Source organism: Olsenella sp. An290 (assembly GCF_002159535.1).
In the GTDB taxonomy this organism is placed as follows: Bacteria; Actinomycetota; Coriobacteriia; order Coriobacteriales; family Atopobiaceae; genus Thermophilibacter.
In genome coordinates this window covers 71,049-89,708 of the sequence record NZ_NFIU01000005.1, presented here as the reverse complement: position 1 = coordinate 89,708, position 18,660 = coordinate 71,049, and the positions used below count along the sequence as shown (strand labels likewise).

18 protein-coding genes are annotated in these 18,660 nt (G+C 71.7%); all 18 read right to left on the bottom strand.

Translation table 11 applies throughout. The annotated features are described in order from the left end of the window. Nucleotides 1-5: 5 nt before the first annotated feature. The 18 genes from yqeK to B5F84_RS04685 all read right to left on the bottom strand — a co-directional run bounded on the left by yqeK (nt 6) and on the right by B5F84_RS04685 (nt 18,651). The gene (yqeK, locus tag B5F84_RS04770) at nt 6-644 is read right to left on the bottom strand and encodes a bis(5'-nucleosyl)-tetraphosphatase (symmetrical) YqeK (RefSeq protein WP_087321413.1); all 639 of its coding nucleotides are present in this window, start codon (nt 642-644) and stop codon (nt 6-8) included. Then, nucleotides 644-1,351, bottom strand: coding sequence for a nicotinate-nucleotide adenylyltransferase (gene nadD, locus B5F84_RS04765; RefSeq protein WP_087321411.1), 708 nt, complete (start codon nt 1,349-1,351; stop codon nt 644-646). Before nadD ends, yqeK begins: the two co-directional genes overlap by 1 nt. Beyond that, nucleotides 1,348-2,607: a glutamate-5-semialdehyde dehydrogenase gene (locus B5F84_RS04760; RefSeq protein WP_087321409.1), complete on the bottom strand. Its 1,260-nt coding sequence runs from the start codon at nt 2,605-2,607 to the stop codon at nt 1,348-1,350. The genes nadD and B5F84_RS04760 overlap by 4 nt, the downstream gene beginning before the upstream one ends. Before the next feature lie 25 nt (nt 2,608-2,632). Then, nucleotides 2,633-3,745, bottom strand: a complete 1,113-nt coding sequence (gene proB / locus B5F84_RS04755; protein ID WP_087321407.1) for a glutamate 5-kinase — start codon at nt 3,743-3,745, stop codon at nt 2,633-2,635. Further along, complete coding sequence (gene obgE, locus B5F84_RS04750) at nt 3,742-5,187, bottom strand: GTPase ObgE (RefSeq protein WP_204205504.1); 1,446 nt, start codon at nt 5,185-5,187, stop codon at nt 3,742-3,744. The genes proB and obgE overlap by 4 nt, the downstream gene beginning before the upstream one ends. Before the next feature lie 380 nt (nt 5,188-5,567). Then, the gene (gene rpmA / locus B5F84_RS04745; RefSeq protein ID WP_087321403.1) at nt 5,568-5,816 is read right to left on the bottom strand and encodes a 50S ribosomal protein L27; all 249 of its coding nucleotides are present in this window, start codon (nt 5,814-5,816) and stop codon (nt 5,568-5,570) included. A 33-nt stretch (nt 5,817-5,849) separates the two neighbouring features. Continuing rightward, nucleotides 5,850-6,158 carry a 50S ribosomal protein L21 gene (rplU, locus tag B5F84_RS04740; RefSeq protein WP_087321401.1) on the bottom strand — a complete coding sequence of 103 codons (309 nt, stop codon included), beginning with the start codon at nt 6,156-6,158 and terminating at the stop codon, nt 5,850-5,852. A gap of 149 nt (nt 6,159-6,307) precedes the next feature. Then, nucleotides 6,308-7,084: a TIGR03936 family radical SAM-associated protein gene (locus tag B5F84_RS04735; RefSeq protein WP_087321399.1), complete on the bottom strand. Its 777-nt coding sequence runs from the start codon at nt 7,082-7,084 to the stop codon at nt 6,308-6,310. Then, on the bottom strand, nt 7,081-8,958 hold the full coding sequence (locus B5F84_RS04730; protein WP_087321397.1) for a TIGR03960 family B12-binding radical SAM protein: 1,878 nt from the start codon (nt 8,956-8,958) through the stop codon (nt 7,081-7,083). The genes B5F84_RS04735 and B5F84_RS04730 overlap by 4 nt, the downstream gene beginning before the upstream one ends. Further along, a complete protein-coding gene (locus B5F84_RS04725; RefSeq protein ID WP_087321395.1) occupies nt 8,955-9,860 on the bottom strand; it encodes a hypothetical protein in 906 nt (301 codons plus the stop codon). The genes B5F84_RS04730 and B5F84_RS04725 overlap by 4 nt, the downstream gene beginning before the upstream one ends. A 31-nt stretch (nt 9,861-9,891) precedes the next feature. Further along, complete coding sequence (locus B5F84_RS04720) at nt 9,892-11,112, bottom strand: FtsW/RodA/SpoVE family cell cycle protein (protein ID WP_087321394.1); 1,221 nt, start codon at nt 11,110-11,112, stop codon at nt 9,892-9,894. An 11-nt stretch (nt 11,113-11,123) separates the two neighbouring features. After that, on the bottom strand, nt 11,124-13,169 hold the full coding sequence (gene mrdA / locus B5F84_RS04715) for a penicillin-binding protein 2 (protein ID WP_087321392.1): 2,046 nt from the start codon (nt 13,167-13,169) through the stop codon (nt 11,124-11,126). A 9-nt stretch (nt 13,170-13,178) separates the two neighbouring features. Beyond that, the gene (gene mreD, locus B5F84_RS04710; protein WP_087321389.1) at nt 13,179-13,718 is read right to left on the bottom strand and encodes a rod shape-determining protein MreD; all 540 of its coding nucleotides are present in this window, start codon (nt 13,716-13,718) and stop codon (nt 13,179-13,181) included. A gap of 11 nt (nt 13,719-13,729) precedes the next feature. After that, nucleotides 13,730-14,686, bottom strand: a complete 957-nt coding sequence (gene mreC, locus B5F84_RS04705; RefSeq protein WP_087321387.1) for a rod shape-determining protein MreC — start codon at nt 14,684-14,686, stop codon at nt 13,730-13,732. A 2-nt stretch (nt 14,687-14,688) separates the two neighbouring features. Next, nucleotides 14,689-15,732 (bottom strand): rod shape-determining protein, encoded by a 1,044-nt coding sequence (locus tag B5F84_RS04700; RefSeq protein WP_087321385.1) that lies wholly within the window; start codon nt 15,730-15,732, stop codon nt 14,689-14,691. An 8-nt stretch (nt 15,733-15,740) separates the two neighbouring features. Next, on the bottom strand, nt 15,741-17,033 hold the full coding sequence (locus tag B5F84_RS04695; RefSeq protein WP_087321383.1) for a tetratricopeptide repeat protein: 1,293 nt from the start codon (nt 17,031-17,033) through the stop codon (nt 15,741-15,743). Between the two features lie 26 nt (nt 17,034-17,059). Next, nucleotides 17,060-17,608: a peptidylprolyl isomerase gene (locus B5F84_RS04690; RefSeq protein ID WP_087321381.1), complete on the bottom strand. Its 549-nt coding sequence runs from the start codon at nt 17,606-17,608 to the stop codon at nt 17,060-17,062. A gap of 104 nt (nt 17,609-17,712) precedes the next feature. Further along, nucleotides 17,713-18,651, bottom strand: a complete 939-nt coding sequence (locus tag B5F84_RS04685; protein ID WP_087321379.1) for a zinc ribbon domain-containing protein — start codon at nt 18,649-18,651, stop codon at nt 17,713-17,715. Between the last annotated feature and the right edge of the window lie 9 nt (nt 18,652-18,660).

Genomic DNA, 18,660 nt, shown 5'->3' with positions numbered 1-18,660 from the left:
GTCTCCTAACGGGTCTCGTTCGTGTGGCCCGCGCGCCTGAGCGCGAGCGCGTTGTACACCTCTATGGTACCCGGATAGAGGTAGCGGGAGCCCTCGAGGACGTAGACGATTCCACCCACGAAGGACTCCCAGAAGAGCTCGTCGAGCGGGAGCTTTCCCACAAGGGAGCGCGTGCGCTCTATCCCGGGCGTCGCCGGGCGCAGGGGCTCGATCCCGTCCGCGACAAAGAGGACCTCGTCGAGCGGCGTCATGTCCGCGGCGGCCGTCGTGTGGACCTCGATCGCGCGCCATACGGCGGCGGGAAGCTCGGGGTAGCGCCCCGGGAGCACGCGGGCGGCCACGATGCCGTGCAGAAGCGGCCGGACGAGGTCGAGGTCCACCCCCAGGTCGACCCCGAGCGCGCGGGCGTGGGCGACGAGCTCGCGGGCGGGCGTGGCCTTCTCCCAGTCGTGGAGGACCCCCGCGGCGCGCGCGAGGAAGGGGTCGACGTCGTAGGCGAGCGCGAGCCGCTCGGCGGTCCGCGCGACGGAGAGGGAGTGCGCGAGCCGCTTGGGCTTGGCGGCGAGCTGGAGGGAGAGGTCGGCCTCGAGGCGCTCGATGAGGGCGGCCTCGGCCGGCCCGTAGGTGACGGTGCGCTCCCCCATCACGCCACCTCCTCGCCGGTCTGGCCGTAGCGGTTGCGCGTCGCGCCGTAGAGCCCGTGCTTGTGCAGGTAGCCCGTCACCTGGTCGGGCGTGAGGTAGCGCAGGCTCTGGCCGGCCTCCACGCGCTCGCGCAGGTAGCTCGAGGAGATGGCGAGCGCGGGCACGGAGAGGTAGGTGACGTCGAACGCGAGCCCCGAGGCGTCGATGGTGTCCCAGGCGCGGTCGAGGTCGTAGCCGGGCCGCGTCGCGGCCACAAGGTGCGCGAGCCGAGCGATGTCGGCGGCGTCGCGCCAGGCCACGATCTCCGCGATGGCGTCGGCGCCGGTGATGAAGTAGAACTCGACGTTGTCCGGGTAGAGCCCGCGCAGCAGGCGCAGGGTGTCGGCGGTGTAGGTCACGCCCTCCCGGCTGATCTCGAAGCGGGAGACCACGAAGTGGGGGTTGTCCGCCGTGGCGAGAAGCGTCATCGCGAAGCGGTCCTCCGCCGAGCTGACCTGGGCGTCCAGCTTGAAGGCGGGCCGCCCGGCGGGCATGAAGACCACGAGGTCGAGCCCAAGGTCGTCAAAGGCCTGCTCGGCGGCGACGAGGTGCCCGTAGTGGATCGGGTCGAAGGTGCCGCCCATGATGCCGAGCCGGTAGGCCCGCCCGGGGTCGGAGCCGAGCAGGGGAAGGTCGTGCGCGGCGAGCGCGGCGGCGTCGAAGCTCATCGCGTCTGCCCGTCCCCTCGCACGACGTACTTCGTCGTGGTGAGCGCGCCCGCCCCCATGGGGCCGCGCGCGTGGAGCTTCTGGGTGGAGATGCCGATCTCGGCGCCGAGGCCAAAGACCCCGCCGTCCGTGAAGCGCGTCGAGGCGTTGGCGTAGACCGCCGCCGCGTCGACCCCGGCGAGAAACGCCTCGCAGGCGGCGAAGGACTCGCTCACGATGGCCTCGGAGTGGCCCGTGCCGTAGCGGTTCACGTGCGCGACGGCCGCGTCGACGCCGTCCACGCAGCGCACGCTCATCTTGAGGTCGAGGTACTCCGTGCCCCAGTCGGCCTCGGTCGCCTCCCCCATGGAGACGCCCGCCGCCGCGGCGACCGAGCGCGCCCGCTCGTCGCCGACGAGCTCGACCCCGCGCTCGGCTAGGGCGAGAAGGACGGGCGGGAGAAGGCGCTCGGCCGCCGCGGCGTCGACGAGCAGCGACTCGGCGGCGTTGCAGACGCCCGGGCGGGAGCACTTGGCGTTCACGACGATGGCAAGGGCCTTGTCGGGGTCCGCCTGCTCGTGGAGGTAGACGTGGCAGTTGCCGGTGCCCGTCTCGATGGTGGGGACGGTCGCGTTCTCCACGCAGAAGCGGATGAGGGAGGCGCCACCGCGCGGGATGAGCACGTCGACGAGGCCCGTGGCCTGCGCGAGCTCGCGGGTCGCCTCGTGAGAGGCGTCGTCCTCGACGTACTGGAGGGCGTTCTCGGGAAGCCCTGCCGCCGCGAGCGCGGAGCGGCAGGCGGCCGCGAGCGCCGCGCAGGACTCGCTCGCGGCGGAGCCGCCCTTGAGCACGCACGCGTTGCCCGAGCGGACGCAGAGCGCAAAGGCGTCGGCGGTCACGTTGGGCCGCGCCTCGTAGACGATGGCGACGACGCCGAGGGGGACCCTCACGCGCGTCACGCGCACGCCCGCGTCGAGGGTGCGCCCGCCCACGACCTCGCCGATCGGGTCGTCCTGGAGCGCCACCTGGCGCAGCGACGCCGCGATGGCCTCGAGCCTCGGCTCGTCGAGCAGGAGGCGGTCCTGGAGCGGCGCGGGCATGCCGGCCGCGCGGGCGCGGGCAAGGTCGCGCGCGTTGGCGGCGCAGATGTCGGCGGAGGCTGCGAGGATCCGCTCGGCGGCGAGCTCGATGGCGCGCGAGCGAGCGGCGGCCGGAGCGGCGCCGAGCGCGGGCGCGGCCGCGCGGGCGAGCGACGCCTTCGTACGTGCCTCGGTCATGATGGCTCCCTTCCTTGAGGCCTTTCTAGAGGACGAGCAGGTCGTCGCGGTGCACGGCGGGCTGGGCGGCCTCCTCGCCGAGGAAGCGCGCGATGACGTCGAGCTTGAGCCCGCGCACGCGCGCCATGTCCTCGGAGGAGTACCTCACGACGCCGCGCCCGATCACGTCATGGGCGGGCCCCGTCACGGTGACGACGTCGCCGGCCGAGAAGGACCCCTCGACGCCCTGGACCCCGACGGGCAGGATCGAGGCGCCCCGCTCCGTGACGGCGAGGGCGGCGCCCTCGTCAAGGACGAGCGTGCCCCGCGGGACCTCGGCGAGCCCGATCCAGAGCTTTCGGCCGCCCTCGTGCCCCGCTCCCGAGGCGGGCTCGAAGCGCGTGCCCACCTCGGCGCCGGACGCCACCTCGAGCAGGACGTCGGGCCGGCGGCCCTGGCAGATGACGGTGGGGATGCCCGCGGCGAGCATCGCGCGGGCGGCCCTCAGCTTGGAGGCCATGCCGCCCGTGCCGTAGCTGCTGCCGGCGCCGCCCGCCATGGCGCTGACGGAGGCGTCGACCTCGCGGACGAGCCTGACGAGGCGGGCGGAGGGGTCATCCTGGGGGTTTGCCGTGTAGAGCCCCTCCACGTCGGAGCAGATCACATAGAGGTCGGCGCCCACGAGCGCGGCGACGATGGCGCCGAGCATGTCGTTGTCGCCGAAGGCGAACTCGGCCACCGAGACCGTGTCGTTCTCGTTCACCACGGGCACGACCCCGAGGTCGAGCAGGCGCCCGAGGGTCCGCCGCGCGTTGAGGTAGCCGTCGCGGTCCACGACGTCGCGGCGGGTCAGAAGGACCTGGCCGCAGACGATCCCGTGGTCGCGCAGGACGTCGGCGTAGGCCTGGGTCAGGCGCGCCTGGCCGGCGGCGGCGCAGGCCTGGAGGGTCGCGATGTCACGCGGGCGCTCGGTCAGGCCCAGGACCTCGCGGCCCGCCGCCGCGGCGCCGGAGGAGACGAGGATGACGCGGGTGCCGCCGCGCACGAGGCGCGCGACCTGGTCGCAGAGGGCCTCGATGAAGGCGCCGTCGACGGCGCCTTCGGCGTCGACGAGCGTGGAGGAGCCGACCTTGGCGACGACGAGCGAGGGCGCGCTCACGAGCGCTCGCCGTCCCCGGTCCCGTCCTCGACGACGTCCTCGGGGGCGAGGTCCTTCTCGTCCGCCGCGGGGGCCGGCTCGTCGCGGCGGTCGCCCTCGAAGGTGAAGGCGAGCTCGAGAATGCGGATCTCGTCGCCGTTCACGGCGCCCGCGCGCGCGAGCGCGTCGTCGAGGCCGGAGCGAGCGAAGCGGTGCTGGAGGTAGGCCACGGCCTCGTCGTTGTCCCAGTCCGTCTGGATGACCATGCGCTCCACGTTGGCGCCGCTGACGCGCCAGGCGTGGCGCTCCTCGCGGGCGATGGAGAAGGCGCGCTCGCGGCGCTGGCGCTCGAGCTCCCAGCGCTCGGAGAGGTCCTGAGGCGCGGCCTCGGCCTCCTGGGCGGCCTCGGCCCTGAGGCGGGCCACCTCGGCCGCGCACGAGGTCACGAGCGCGTCGAGGCCGGTGCCCGTGGCAGCCGAGACGGCGAAGAAGGCATGGCCGTCCGCCTCGGCGACGGCGCGCAGGCGCTCAACGGCCTCCTCGGTGCCCGGCAGGTCGCACTTGTTGGCCACGACGATCTGCGGCCGGGAGGCGAGCTCGCTGGCGTAGGCGGCGAGCTCGGCGTTGATGGTGCGGTAGTCATCCACGGCGTCCCTGCCCTCGTAGCCGCCCGTGACGTCGACGACGTGGAGGATGAGCGCCGTGCGCTCGATGTGGCGCAGGAACTGGTGGCCGAGCCCTTTGCCCTCGCTCGCGCCCTCGATGAGGCCGGGGACGTCGGCCAGGACGAAGGACTGGCCGCTCGCGGCGCGCGCGACGCCCAGGTTGGGGACGAGCGTGGTGAATGGGTAGTCGGCGACCTTGGGGCGGGCCGCGCTCACGCGCGCGATGATCGAGCTCTTCCCCACCGACGGCATGCCCACGAGGGCCGCGTCGGCCATGAGCTTCATCTCAAGCTCGATCCAGTGGTCGCGCGCGGGCTCGCCCTTCTCGGCGAAGGCGGGGGCCCGGCGCACGGAGGTGACGAAGTGGATGTTGCCGCGCCCCCCGGCGCCCCCCGGCGCCACCACGACGCGCTCGCCGGGATGCGTGAGGTCGGCGATGTCGTAGAGGGGGGTCTGCGTGGCGGGGTCGAGCTCGCGGACCACCGTGCCCACGGGCACGCGCAGCACGAGGTCGGCGCCGTCGCGCCCGTGGCGACGGGCGCCCTGGCCATGGGTGCCGCGCTCGGCCTTGAAGTGGTGCTTGTAGCGGTAGTCGATGAGCGAGGAGAGCTGGGGGTCGGCCTCGACGACGACGTCGCCGCCGCGCCCGCCGTCGCCGCCGTCCGGCCCGCCCTTGGGGACGAAGGCCTCTCGGCGGAAGGACATGCAGCCCGCCCCTCCGTCGCCGCCGCGCACGTTGATGTGAGATAGGTCGGTGAACGTGTTCTCCACGAGTGTCTCCTTTGGTCGGACCCCCATGGTACGGCAACCGAACGGGCACGTCCAACGCGGGCCGCGCCGCCCCGGGCACGGACGCGGTGGATGACCTTACGGCGCGTCCGCGCCTGGTGCGGGCGCCGCCCCGGGTACGTACACTTGTGGCGGTTACGTACACTTCTTTCGGTTACGTACACGAAAAGTGGTCCTTCTCGCCCGTCCTTTTTGCGTTTCCGCAGGTAGAGACGTTGCGACTGAGTGTACGTAACCAGTCAGAGTGTACGTACCCGTCCGGATCGTACGCACCCGCTGCGAGCGGACGTGCCTGGCCACCCGAGGCGCATGCCCAAGGCGTCCCACGCGCACGAAAAAGGGCCCCGACCAAACGGTCAGGGCCCTTGGGACTCGAGTGAGCCGGGGTCTTACGCCTCGCGGACGTGCACGCGACGCTTGACGCCCTTGGTGAACTCAACGGTGCCGGCGGTGAGGGCGAAGAGCGTGTCGTCCTTGCCGATGCCGACGTTGTCACCGGGGTGGATGTGGGTGCCGCGCTGACGGACGAGAATCTCGCCGGCCTTCACGAACTGGCCGCCGTAGCGCTTGGTGCCGAGGCGCTGGGCGTTGGAGTCACGGCCGTTGCGGGAGGAGCCGAGGCCTTTCTTGTGTGCCATGGGAGTACCTGCCTTCTAAAACCGAGGAGAGACTTACGCGGGGATCTCGACGACCTTGAGCTTCGTCAGGTTCTGACGGTGACCCTTGACGCGGTGATAGCGCTTGCGCTTCTTGAGCTTGAAGATGAGGACCTTCTCGCCCTTGAACTGCTCGACGACCTCGGCGGTGACCTTCTTGTCCTGAAGCGGGGCAGAGCCAACGATGGTCTTGGCGCCGTCGTTCAGGAGAAGGACGGGGAGCTCGACCTTGTCGCCAGGCTGCGCGTCGAGCTTCTCGACGTCGATGACGTCGCCCTCGGCAACCTTATACTGCTTGCCACCAGTTGCTACGATTGCGTACATGTGCGAAACCCTTCATTGCTGGCGTGAATGCAACAGTTGCTTATATTACTAGCACCGTCCGGGCTCGTCAACGAAGAGTTGCCGTGACCTGCGGATACCGTAAGGGAAAAGACGGCAGCGCACGCCGTGCCACGTCGATGCGACCTGACTCAGGATACTGGTGTGTCGCCGTCCGCGCAAAAGGGCCCGAAAGGTTCCACAAGACGCCCACTTTCCTCGTGGAGCTGGCGCGTCCTCCTCACGCGCAGGCCCTCCGGGGCGGGACGGCCCATCTCGGCGAAGGCCGCGTCGAGAAGGACCTGGGGCCGGAGCGCGCCGCCGGGGCCGGAGCGGGTGTCAAGGCCGACCGTCAGGCCGCCGGCCTCGTCCTCGCCCACCTCGTAGCCGCCGAGCGTCCGCGTGAGGTCGACGACCTTCTCCTTCTCCCCGCGCAGGTAGCGGAGCTCCCCTCGGCGCGCCACCTCGCGGATGGCCTCGAGGAGCTCGTCTGCCGGGCACGCGGGCCCGAGCTCCACGGACCACTCCGCGCGGTTGAGCCAGGCCTCCAGGGCGGGCAGGCGGCCGTCCACGTAGGCCGCGCGGTAGGGCGCGAGCGCCGCGGGCGTGGCCGCGCGCAGGGCGGCGAGCGCCTCCTCGGCGTCCACGCGCTCGACGAGACGCAGGTCAAAGAGCTCGCAGTCCGAGGCGGCGCCGACGGGAAGGGCGCTCGAGAACTGGATGCGCATGCGCCGGGCGAAGCCGTTGCCAATGGAGAAGGGCAGCCCCGATCGGCGCACGCAGCGCTCGACGGTGGAGATGAGGTCAAGGTGCCCCAGGTAGGCGAGGCGGCGGTCCTTGACGTAGGCCACCCGCAGGCGGGCGAGGTCGGCCTTCACGGGGAGGTCCTGGGGACGGCCCTCGTAGGGCTGGCTCGCAAGGCGGGTCATGCGCGCACCTCCTGGATCTTGTTCTGGACGCCGAGGGTCGGGCAGACGCCGCAGCCCGTGCAGCTCGCCCGGGTGCAGTCGGGGGTCGTGACGCCCTCGGCCGCGCGCCGCCACTCGCGCTGGAGGTAGCCCGTCGAGACGCCGGGCGAGGTGTGCTCCCAGGGGAGCCGTGCCGTGAGCGGGAACCGCTCGCAGGCCACGTCGACGAGGTCGAGCCCGCACGCCTCGGCGGCGCGCTCCCAGACGTCGATGGAGAACTCGCTCGTCCAGGCGTCAAAGCGCGCGCCGCGCTCCCATGCGGCCCGCACGAGGCCAAAGCCCGCGCGGCCCATCTTGGAGAGGGCGCCCTCCACGAGCGAGACGGACGCCCCGTGGTAGGAGACGCGGATGGCGCGATCGCGGACCTCGGAGAGGAGGAGCTGCTGGCGGCGGCGCACCTCGTCCGGGGCGAGCTGCCCCTCCCACTGGAAGGGGGTGAACGCCTTGGGCACGAGCACGGCCACGGAGATGGAGACCGAGACGCCGCTCTTGGCGCCGCGGCCCACGACCTCGCGCCCGATCTCGAGGACGCGCTCGGCGAGCCGCGCGATCCCCACGACGTCCTCGTCGGTCTCGGTGGGCAGGCCCATCATGAAGTAGAGCTTCATGCGGCGCCATCCCTGCTCGAAGGCGTTTCTCGCCGCGCGCTCGAGGTCCTCCTCGGTCACGTTCTTGTTGATCACGTCGCGCAGGCGCTGGCTGCCGGCCTCAGGGGCAAACGTGAGGCCCCCGCGCTTGCCGCCCGCCACGGCGGCCGCCATCTCGACGCCAAAGGAGTCGAGGCGCTGCGAGGGGATCGAGATGCGGATGCCCCTCCCCTCGAGCCGCCCGTTCATCTCGTTCAGGATGCGGGCGCACTGGGAGTGGTCGGTCGTCGAGAGCGAGGTGAGGGACACCTCGTTGTGCCCGCTGGCGAGAAGCCCCTCGACGCCGCAGGAGACGACCTGCTCGGCCGGGCGCTCGCGGACGGGGCGGTAGGTCATGCCGGCCTGGCAGAAGCGGCAGCCGCGGGCGCACCCGCGCAGCACCTCGAGCGAGAGCCGGTCCTGGACGATGCCCATGTAGGGGACGATGCGCTGGGCCACCGCGGGCGTCTCGGAGAGGTCGGGGATGCAGCGCTTGAGCACGACCTCGGGCGCCCCCTCCCCCGCCCGCGGCACCGCGCGCCCCCAGCGGGTGGTGGTCTCGTCAACGACGACCTCGTAGAGCGAGGGGACGTAGGTGCCCGGGGCGCGGGCGAGGCGCCGCAGGAGCTCCGCGCGGGGGACCCCCTCGGCGCGGGCGTCGCGGATGCAGGCGCAGACCTCGACGATGGACTCCTCCCCGTCGCCCAGGAGCACCGCGTCGAAGACGGCGGCGACGGGCTCGCAGTTCCAGGCCGAGGGCCCGCCGGCCAGGACGATGGGGTCGTCCTCGTCGCGCTCCTCAGCGGTGAGGGCGATTCCGGCAAGGTCGAGCGTCTCGAGGACGTTGGTGGCGATGAGCTCGTGGGCGAGCGTGAAGCCGATGGCGTCGAAGGAGGCCAGGGGCGCGGCGCCCTCGAGGGAGAGCAGCGGCACGCCGTGGGCGCGCATGAGGCCCGCCATGTCCTTCCAGGGCAGGTAGCAGCGCTCGCAGCTCATGCCCTCCTCGGCGTTCACGCGCTCGTAGAGGATCGAGACGCCGAGGTTGGGCTGGCCCACCTCGTAGACGTCTGCGTAGACCATGCAGAGGTGGAAGGGCCCCTCCTGGTCCTGGCAGGACCCCCACTCGTGATCGAGGTAGCGGGCGGGGTGCTCAACGTGGGGAAGCAGCGGCTCGAGCAGGTGGAAGAGGTTCTCGCGACGGGCCCTCACGCGACATCGCCCCCAATGGTCACGTAGCCGTCCGCCGCGGGCATGGCGGCGGCGGACGGGCGCGCGGCCATGCCGCCGCGCGGGCGCGGGGCGTCCTGCGCCTCGAGGCGGGCCCTCAGGGCCCGGCCGCACGCGAGGGTCCCCCCAAAGCCCACGCCGGCCCTGACGAGGCCGCCGAGCCCCGGGACGAGCCCGAGCGCGGCGCGGGCGAGCGCGCGCCAGGCAAATCCCGCGCCGACGACCCCCGCCACCTCGGCGACGCGCTCGAGGTCGGTGGGGCGGCCGTAGGCGCAGGCGATGTCGAGCGCGAGCTTGGACTGGTTGGCGCACATGATCGGGAGGTCCGAGCCCGGGATGAGGGCCACGGCGCCGACGACCGCGTTCTCGGCGGCCGAGCGCGCGATCAGCTCGTCGGTGACGGCGCGCCGGCAGAAGGGGAAGTTGGCGGCAAGGGCGATGGCGCGCGGCGCGTGGCCCGCCAGCCAGCCCGCGAGCCGCGCGGGCACGTCCGTCGGCTCCGAGACGGCCAGGACGCCCACGAGGTCGCGCGCCCCCTCGGGGAGCTCGGGCTCGGGCGCGTCGAGGGCGCCCTCCACGACCACGCAGACGGGGACGCCGGCGCGGGCGTAGGAGCCCACGAGCCCGCCGCAGTCCCCCCGCCCCGCGAGCACGACGACGGCGTCGGGCGCCTCGCCGTGGTCGTCGGTCGCGTCCCGAACCTCCACGACGCCCCCCGCGCGCTCGGCGACGAGGGCGTCGCGCACCGCGAGCGCCACGGCGCGCGGGCAGTCCGCGTCCACGTGCACCCGCACGCAGACGCGGGCGTCGCGGTCGCGCCGGGCCTCGAGCGCGGAGGAGAGCACCTCGAGCACGCGGCCGGCCGATACCTTGCTTGCTGACATCTCAATCTCCCAACGGGACGGGCCCTCGGGCCTAGGCGACCTTCTGGCGGTGCCGCCACACGGACTGGACGATTCCCACGGCGGCGAGCTGGGAGATCATCGACGAGGAGCCGTAGCTCATGAAGGGCAGCGGGATGCCCGTGATGGGCATGATGCCGATGCACATGCCCACGTTCTCGAGCACCTGGAAGAGCCACATCGCGGCACAGCCCACGAGCAGGAGCTTGGAGAAGGGCGACTCCACGCGCATGGCGAGAAAGACCGTGGCCAGGATCATCCACGTGAACAGGGCGAGCAGGCCCACCGACCCGAGAAAGCCGAACTCCTCCGCGAAGGTCGCGAAGATGAAGTCGGTGTGGGCCTCGGGGAGAAACCCGGTGAGCATCTGCGAGGCGTTCCCGATTCCCTTGCCCAGAAGCCCGCCCGAGCCGATGGCGATCTTGGCCTGGAGGAGGTTGTACCCGTCGTCGGTGGTGGCGCCCTCGGGGTCGATGAAGACCGTGAGGCGCTTGAGCTGGTAGGGCTGCAGGACGTGCGGGAGCCCCTCGATGGACGACGTCACCACGACGAGCGCCGCGATGCCCACGATGAGCGCTATGGTGACCAAGATCCACGTGCGGGGCGCGCCGCTGCAGATGATGATGGTGGCGCCCGCGAAGAAGATCATGAGGCCGGTCCCGAGGTCCGTGATCATGATGAGCAGGAGCGGGACGAGGAGCGTCCCGCAGAGCTTCACGTAGTCGCGCAGGGACTCGATCTTGCCGTTGTACTGGGCGCAGGCCGACGCCATGAGAAGGATGACCACGAGCTTGCCGGGCTCGGAGGGCTGGAAGCGCAGCGGCCCGATCTTGACCCAGCCGACCATGCCGAGCCCGCCCTCCCAGCCGAGGCCCGGAACCTTGGGCAGGAGCATGAGGACGCAGGCCAGGACGAAGAGGGCCGTCGTCATGCCGGAGAGGGCCCGCGTGTCGTAGCGCCAGATGACAAAGGCGACCGCAAGGCCCAGGCCGATGCCGGCGAGGTGGCTCACGAAGTTGGCGTCCTCGAGCGCGAGGGAGCAGGACCACATGGTGACCACGCTCACGATGAGGATGAGCAGGGTCGGGATGAGCTGCGAGAGGTAGAGGCCCGAGAGCGGGCCCTGGCGCTGCCCCACGCGCTTGCCCTCGGAGGAGCCCCTGCCGCCGCGGCGGGCGACAAGCGCGCCGAGGGGGCCCCGCTCGGCCCCGGGTCCGGTGATGTCTGCGGCCATGGCGAGCCTCCCTAGTCGATTCCCGCGACGGGCACGGTCGAGGTGTCGGGCTGCCCGTAGATCTGCCCGAAGACGTCGCGTACCACGAGCATGGCCGTGGCGCCGCCGCCCGATCCGCCGTCGACGTTGGAGAAGACGACGTACCTGGGGTCCTCGGCGGGCGCGTAGGCGCCGAACCAGCAGACGGAGCGGTCCGACGCGGTCTGCTCGGCCGTGCCCGTCTTTCCTCGGACCGTGACGTCGAGGTTGGTCCAGTGGGAGGTCTGCGCGGGGTCCTCCTCGTAGACGACGCCCTGCATGCCGGTGGCCACCACGTCGCGGAAGCCCGCGTCCTCCTCCACGTCGGCGAGCTGCTCGCAGCGGTACTCGGAGACGAGCCCGTCGCCGATGCGGGAGCGCACGCCCCTCATGAGGTGCGGACGCCAGACGGGGCCGCCGTTGGCGATGCCGCAGTAGGCGGTGGCCATCTGGAGGCTCGTCACGAGCAGGTCGCCCTGCCCGATGGCGAGGTTGGCGTTCTCGCCCCCCTGCCAGGTGCAGTCCTCGTCGGAGTAGCCCATGCTCTTGTAGTGGTCCCACTTCCACTGGGCGTCCGGGACGCGCCCGACCTCCTCGCCGGGCAGATCGATGCCCGTCGCCGAGCCGAGCCCGTAGCGGCGGAAGGTCTCCTGCATGCCCTCCGGGTCGCTCTCCGAGTAGTAGAAGCCCTTGCCGATCTCGTAGAAGACCACGTCGCAGGAGTAGGTGATGCCACCGGAGAGCCCGATGGCGCCGTGCCCGCTGCGCTTCCAGCAGCGCATGCCCGCGGTGTCGGACTGGTTGCCCGACCAGGTCCACCAGCCGGTGCAGTACCAGCTCGACTGCGGGGTCGCGATGCCCTTGTCGAGCGCCGCGAACGAGGTGAGCGGCTTGATGACCGAGCCGGGCGCGTACTGTCCCGCGATGGCCCGGTTGAGCATGGGGTAGTTGGAGCCCTCGGCCTGGAGGGCGTCCCAGTCGGCCGTGGAGATGCCGCCGACGAAGGAGCTCGGCGAGAAGGTCGGCGCGCTCGCCATGGCGAGGACCTCGCCGTTGGTGCAGTCGAGCACCACGACCGAGCCGCCCACGGCCGCCCGCCCGCTCGCGCGCTGCTCCTCGAGGATGCGCGCGAGGGACTCCTCCGCCGTCTTCTGAACGTTGACGTCGATGGTCAGGACGAGGTCCGAGCCGCTCTGCGGCGCGATGCTCGTGGACTCACCCAGCACGTTGCCGTGGGCGTCCACGTAGACGACCTGCTCCCCCCGGACGCCCTGCAGGACGCTCTCGTACTCGTACTCGATGCCGGTCTGGCCCACCACGTCGCCGGAGCGGTAGGCGACCGTGCCCTCCCCGCCCTCGGCGCTCGCCTTGAGCTGGTCGTCGGTGACGGTGCCGGTGTAGCCGACCACGTGGGCCGCGAGGGTCCCGAAGGGGTAGGAGCGCTGCGTGCGCTCCTGGACCCGCACGCCGGGAAAGACCTCGGGGTGCTCGCCCACGTAGGCGACGACCCGGCGAGAGACGTCCACCGAGATCGTGCGCAGGCTCTGGTAGCCCTCGGTGGTGTCCTGGAGCTTGCGGCGCACGGCCTGCGCGGGCATGCCGATGAGGTTGGCGAGGAGGGTGACCTCGACCTCGTCGTCAAGGACCTCGGAGCTCGCGGCGACGGTGAGGCTCGGGCGGTTCCCCACGAGCTCCACGCCGTTGCGGTCCAGGATGCGCCCGCGCGGGGCCTGGGTGTAGACCGTGCTGGTGCGGTTGGACTCGGCCTGCTCGGCGTACTGCTCGCTCGAGACGAGCTGCATCGACCAGAGGCGGGCCACGAGCGTGGCGAAGACGCCGCCCACCACGACGGCGAGCCCGACGAGGCGCGAGGAGAGGGTCTTCTCGGGGGAGGCGTCGGAGCCGCCCGAGGCGCGCGGAGACGAGCCGCCGATGTCGAGCGTGAAGGCCTGCTCCCCTCGGCCAAAGACGAGGAAGACCACGATGAGCGCCACGGCGAGCACCGCGCACGCGATGATGATCACAAGGGAGAGGTCCATCCGCGCCCCTTAGCGGCCCCGTCGCGAGAGGCGACCCGCGCCGAGCTCGGGCCCGGAGGCGCGCAGGCGCGAGTAGTAGTAGGCGAAGGGCAGGAAGGAGACCACGGTGAGCGCCCAGGTGGGAAGCGTCCTGAAGACGACGACGTCGATCAGCGACCCGGCCTGGCCCACGAGGAGCATGGCGAGGTGGTAGACGAGCGAGACGCCGAGGCTGACGGCGGCGAAGTGGGCCATCGTGGAGGAGAGCTCGCCGGCCATGCGGTCGCGGACCTCGATGCCGAGGGCGTAGCAGGCCACGGTGAGGCAGAAGGCCATGAGGCCGATGGGGCCGGTCGTCGAGAGGTCGAAGAAGAGGCCCGAGAGAAAGCCCGTGACGACGCCCCTGCGGCCGCCGTGACGCAGGGCGACGCAGGCCGCGAAGACGAGGGCGAAGTTGGCGCGCCCGTTGCCGATGCCCACGTTGGGCGCCACGGCGAGCTGGAGAACCGCGCAGGCGACGGCGAGAAGGACCGTCCCCCTGACGTCGCGCGTCCTGTCTGCGACCTGCATCCGCGCCTCCCCTACTCCGTCGTGTCCTGCTGCTGGTCCCCGGAGGACGCCGCACCCGTCTCCTGGGCGTCGGCCGCCGCGATGTCCTCGGCCGTGGCCTGCTGCTCCTCGGTGAGCGAGGTGATGACGAGGACCTCCTCCGAGCTCTCGGCGCGGGCGAAGGGCTCGACGGTGACGTCGAGGTAGAGCGCGCCGGGGGTCTCCTCGACGCTCGTGACCTCGCCGAGGGGCAGGCCCTTGGGGAAGACGCCGCCAAGGCCGCTCGTCACCACCACGTCACCGATGGCAACCTGCTGGCCGGAGCGTATGAGGGAGAGCTGCACCTGGCCCGTGACCGTGCCCTCGAGCATCCCCTGGGCGCGGCTCGACTGGACCATGGCCGAGACCGAGGAGTTCTCGTCGGTGATGAGGCGCACGGTGGAGGTGACGGGGCCGCACGCCACGATCTGGCCGATGACGCCGCTCGACGCGGTGACGGGCATGCCCACGGTGAGGCCCGAGGAGGTGCCCTTGTCGATGGTCACGGTCGTGGACCAGGAGTCGGAGGGGCCGGAGATGATCCGGGCCGCCGTGGACTGGAGGTTGTTCGCGTCGCGCAGGTCGAGCAGCCCCTGGAGGCGCTCGGCGGTCCTGGCGTCCTCCTCGAGCGCGACGTTGCGGGCGCGCAGCTCGTCGTTCTCCTGCCTGAGCTCGGAGAGGGTCGCCTGGTCCGCGGTGAGGTTGGTGACCACGTTGCCGAGCCCCTGGAAGGGGGCCGCTATGGTGGCGCCGAGGTAGCGGACCGGGTAGGTGGCGGCCTGGAAGCCGCCCCTCACGAGGGCGAGCGGGCCCTCGTCACCGAGCCTGCAGCTCACGGTGAAGAGGGCCACCGAGAGGAGGGCGCACACGACGAGGGCGCGCCCGCCCGTTGACTGTCTGCTGTTGCCGATGGTCGGCCGCTGGGGCCGACGGGACCCGGAAAGAGGCACGCCTACTGGCCCGCGGACTGGACGAAGCCGCCCGAGAGCGCGTTGGCCTCGAGGACCTTGGCGCACCCGTTGACGACGTTCTCGAGCGCCGTGGGGCTCACGTTGACGGGCACTCCGGTCTCCTCGCGCAGGCGCTGGTCGAGGCCGCGGAGAAGCCCGCCGCCGCCGGTGAGGAGGATGCCGTAGTACATGAGGTCGGAGGCAAGGTCGGGCGGGGTCACGTCGAGCGCGTCCTTGACGGCCTTGGTGACCTCGTCGAGCGGGCGGTCGAGCGCGCGGCGGATCTCCTCGCTCTCGATCCGGACGCTCTTGGGCAGGCCGCTCATCACGTCGCGGCCGTTGACCTCGACGTCGAGCTCCTCGGCGAGCGGGGCCGCGGAGCCGACCTTGATCTTGATGTCCTCGGCCGTGCGCTCGCCGATGGAGAGGTTGTAGGCGTCGCGGACGTGCTGGAGGATCGTCTGGTCGAACTCGTCGCCCGCCGTCCGGATGGACTGGGAGACGACGATGCCGCCCATGGAGATGACGGCGACCTCGGTGGTGCCGCCGCCGATGTCGACGACCATGGAGCCCGTCGGGTCCTCGATGGGGAGGTCGGCGCCGATGGCCGCGGCCATCGGCTCCTCGATGAGGTAGGCCTGGCGGGCGCCTGCCGAGATGGTGGCCTCGAAGACCGCGCGCTTCTCGACGGAGGTGACGCCCGAGGGGACGCAGACCACGACGCGCGGGCGCGGGGACCACGGGTAGTGCGTCCCGCGCGCCTTCTCGATGAAGTAGCGGAGCATGACCTCGGTGACGTCGAAGTCGGCGATGACGCCGTCCTTGAGCGGGCGCTCGGCGATGATCGAGCCCGGCGTGCGGCCAATCATGCGCTTGGCGTCGGCGCCCACGGCGAGCACGCGGCTCTCGCTCTTGTCGATGGCGACGACCGAGGGCTCGTTGATGACGATGCCCTGGCCGCGCACGGCCACGAGCGTGTTGGCGGTGCCCAGGTCGATGGCGAGGTCGCCGCTGTACTCTCCGAAGAGTCGGTCGAAAAGTGACATGCTACCGCCTAGTCCTCGTTCGCATTGGAGGCGTACTCGGGGGTGACCTGCGAGACCTTCCAGCCGACGCCGTCGCGAAGCATCTCGATGGCGTAGCGCTGCTCGCCGCCCTGCGAGGTGGTGGCGACGACGTGGACGGTCGAGGAGGTCATGGAGCGGTCGACGCCGTCCACGGTGACGGTGGCGCCGGCGGGCAGGACGTCGGAGACCTCCTGCACCTGGGAGGTGGGCGTGCCGCTCGTCATGAACTGGGCGATGTCGGAGCCCGAGGTCTTGGCGTCGAAGAGCTGCTCGGCGACGGACTCCTGGGTGGGCCAGCCATAGCCCCTGAAGTACAGGAAGCCGGCCGCGGCGCCCGCGAGGATGAGCAGGACCAGGATGACGATGAAGACCTTGAGGCCGGTGTGGCGGTGCTTGCGGCGGACCTTGCGCTGCTCGGCGTCGGCGGCCATGAGGTCCTCCTCGGTGACCGAGAAGAACCCGGTGTCCTCGGGGGAGGGCATGAGCGCGTCGGAGGCGCCGCTCGGGTCGAGCGGGTCGTAGCCGCCGCCGTAGCCGGCCGCGGCGAGGAAGGCGTCGGTCTCGGAGGGGCGGCGCTCGTCGAGGGCGGCCACGGCACGGCGTGCCGCGTCGTAGGACGTCTGGGCCTCCGGGGAGAGCGCGAACGTGCCGTCGGCGGTGGCGTGGCCGAAGGCGTCGACGGCCTCGGACATGCGGTTGGCGGCCACGTAGGCGAGCGCGAGGTCGCACCAGATGCGGTTCTGGTCCTCGAGCGGGGTCGTGAAGTCGAGCGCGGTGCGGTAGGCCTCGACGGCGTCGACGGCACGGCCGAGGCGCATGAAGCAGCCGCCCAGGCTCGAGAGCGCGACGGACGGGGACGGGTTGGACTCGTCGATCGCGGCGCTGCGGTAGGCGATGCCGGCGTTGCGGACGTCGCCGAGGCGCTCGTAGGCGGAGCCGAGGGCCATGTAGGCCTTGTAGGGCGTCGCGTAGGAGGAGTCGGCGACGGCGTCGGTCAGCGCGGCGACGGCCTCCTGGGCGCGACCGGCGGCGAGCAGGGCGCGGCCGCGGTTGCAGCTGAGGGCCCCGCGCTTGCCGTAGGCGTCGTCGGCGAGGGCGGCCTCGTAGGCGCCGGCCGCCGAGTCGAACTGGCCGAGCTTCATGTAGGCGTTGCCGCGCAGGTGGTTGACCTCACCGGAGACCTCGCCGGGCTCGAGGGCGTCGGAGAGGCGGGTGACCGCGCCGAGCCAATCGGCGTTCTGATAGGCGAGCTTGCCTGATTCGTAAGCCTGCTGATTCACGGAAAACCTCCAAGTTCAGGCGCCGGCTAGGCGCGCTCGTGCTCGATCCTCACGGCGTTGATGACGTCTCCCTGGCGCAGCTCGCCGATGACGTCTCCCCCCTCGACGGTCTGGCCGAAGACCGTGTAGCCGGAGTCAAGGCCGTGCTGGGGGCCAAGGCAGAAGTAGAACTGCGAGCCCGCCGAGTTGGGGTCCATGGAGCGGGCCATGGCCAGCGCGCGGTCCTCGTGCGAGTTGCGCGGGTTGGTGCTGTACTCCTCGCGGATGCGGTAGCCGGGGCCGCCCGTGCCGGGGCGCCCCGTGGGGCCCACGCGGCCGGCGGCGACGTCCTCGGGGGACATCTCGCGCGTGTTGGGGCAGCCGCCCTGGATGACAAATCCCGGGACGTAGCGGTGGAACTTCAACCCGTCGTAGAACCCGCCCGTGGCGAGCTCGCAGAAGTTGGCCACGTGAACGGGCGCGCCGTCGCCGTCAAGGCGGACGCGGATGGTGCCCCGGGAGGTGTCGAAGACGGCGACCTCGTCGCCGATGACCTCGTAGGTGGGCGTGTAGAGCGGGTCTTGGATGAAGCCCATGTCCCCTCCTGTGCGAACGTGCCGCGGCACGGCTCTAGGTACTTCCAGCTCACTAATTCTAGCAGGAAGCGACTTCTTTCACAGATTCGGCAGAGAAGCCGGGGCTAGGACCACGCCTCGAAGTTCTCCTCGAAGAGGCGCGCGTAGTCCGCGCCCGCCTCGGCGCGCGCGAGGATGCGCTCGGAGTCCGCCTCCGGGTCATCGGAGGCGGACGAGAGCTCCCAGGCGGCGCTCAGGGCGTCGCAGCGGTTGCGCAGCCAGCTCGAGAGGGTCTTCAGGTGCTCGACGTCCTCGGCGTGGTCGGAGTCGCTCGTGCCGAGGGCGTCGATCTTGGTGATGAGGTTGGAGACGTCGATGGCCACGCCGCGGGCGGCGTCGAGGCCCGCGGCGCGCTCCTCCGCGGTGCCGGAGACGCCCGTCGACGAGAGGTCCTTCTCGCACGCGTCGGCACGGGCGGAGAGCTCGGAGAGGGCCTCGAACTTCTCGGCGATCACCTCCTCGGCCGTCTGAGCCGAGGAGGGGTCGGCCTTGCTCACGTCCTGCCCCCTGAGGCTCTCCACGAAGCCCGGGAAGCCCTGCATGGAGGTGTCGGCCGGGACCTCGGCGGAGATTCTCGTGGCGCTGGGGTCCCAGGGGTGCGTGATGTAGAGGGCGACGCCGCCCACCACGACCAGGGCGAGAAGGGCGGCGAACGCAAAGGCGCGGGGGCGCGGGATGCGGTCGCGCAGGGCGCCCGGGGTCGCGGCGTCGTCGGCGGAGGGGATGGCGCTCTCGATCTGCGGGACGGCCGTGAGGTCGAGGGCGTCGGTGTTGCCGATCTCGGGGAGGTCGAGGTCGCGCACGGGCCGGCCGGGGCCGGACGGCGCGACGGTGGTGCCGCACTTGGGGCACACCTCGACCCCGGGGCCGACGAGGGCCCCGCAGCCGGGGCACCAGGTGGCGCCGTCGAGCGAGAGGCTCTGGGTGGTGTCCTGGGGCGCGTGGCACATCGGGCAGACGTGCGAGCCGTCAGGGATGCGAGAACCGCAGGTGGAGCAGATCATGTGCGCGGC

What these genes read in the sequence shown, in the direction of transcription:
- yqeK (WP_087321413.1), bottom strand. Translation starts at nt 644, where the DNA reads ATGGGGGAGCGCACCGTCACCTACGGGCCGGCCGAGGCCGCCCTCATC.
- nadD (WP_087321411.1), bottom strand. Translation starts at nt 1,351, where the DNA reads ATGAGCTTCGACGCCGCCGCGCTCGCCGCGCACGACCTTCCCCTGCTC.
- B5F84_RS04760 (WP_087321409.1), bottom strand. Translation starts at nt 2,607, where the DNA reads ATGACCGAGGCACGTACGAAGGCGTCGCTCGCCCGCGCGGCCGCGCCC.
- obgE (WP_204205504.1), bottom strand. Translation starts at nt 5,187, where the DNA reads ATGGGGGTCCGACCAAAGGAGACACTCGTGGAGAACACGTTCACCGAC.
- rpmA (WP_087321403.1), bottom strand. Translation starts at nt 5,816, where the DNA reads ATGGCACACAAGAAAGGCCTCGGCTCCTCCCGCAACGGCCGTGACTCC.
- rplU (WP_087321401.1), bottom strand. Translation starts at nt 6,158, where the DNA reads ATGTACGCAATCGTAGCAACTGGTGGCAAGCAGTATAAGGTTGCCGAG.
- B5F84_RS04735 (WP_087321399.1), bottom strand. Translation starts at nt 7,084, where the DNA reads ATGACCCGCCTTGCGAGCCAGCCCTACGAGGGCCGTCCCCAGGACCTC.
- B5F84_RS04725 (WP_087321395.1), bottom strand. Translation starts at nt 9,860, where the DNA reads ATGTCAGCAAGCAAGGTATCGGCCGGCCGCGTGCTCGAGGTGCTCTCC.
- B5F84_RS04720 (WP_087321394.1), bottom strand. Translation starts at nt 11,112, where the DNA reads ATGGCCGCAGACATCACCGGACCCGGGGCCGAGCGGGGCCCCCTCGGC.
- mrdA (WP_087321392.1), bottom strand. Translation starts at nt 13,169, where the DNA reads ATGGACCTCTCCCTTGTGATCATCATCGCGTGCGCGGTGCTCGCCGTG.
- mreD (WP_087321389.1), bottom strand. Translation starts at nt 13,718, where the DNA reads ATGCAGGTCGCAGACAGGACGCGCGACGTCAGGGGGACGGTCCTTCTC.
- B5F84_RS04700 (WP_087321385.1), bottom strand. Translation starts at nt 15,732, where the DNA reads ATGTCACTTTTCGACCGACTCTTCGGAGAGTACAGCGGCGACCTCGCC.
- B5F84_RS04690 (WP_087321381.1), bottom strand. Translation starts at nt 17,608, where the DNA reads ATGGGCTTCATCCAAGACCCGCTCTACACGCCCACCTACGAGGTCATC.
- B5F84_RS04685 (WP_087321379.1), bottom strand. Translation starts at nt 18,651, where the DNA reads ATGATCTGCTCCACCTGCGGTTCTCGCATCCCTGACGGCTCGCACGTC.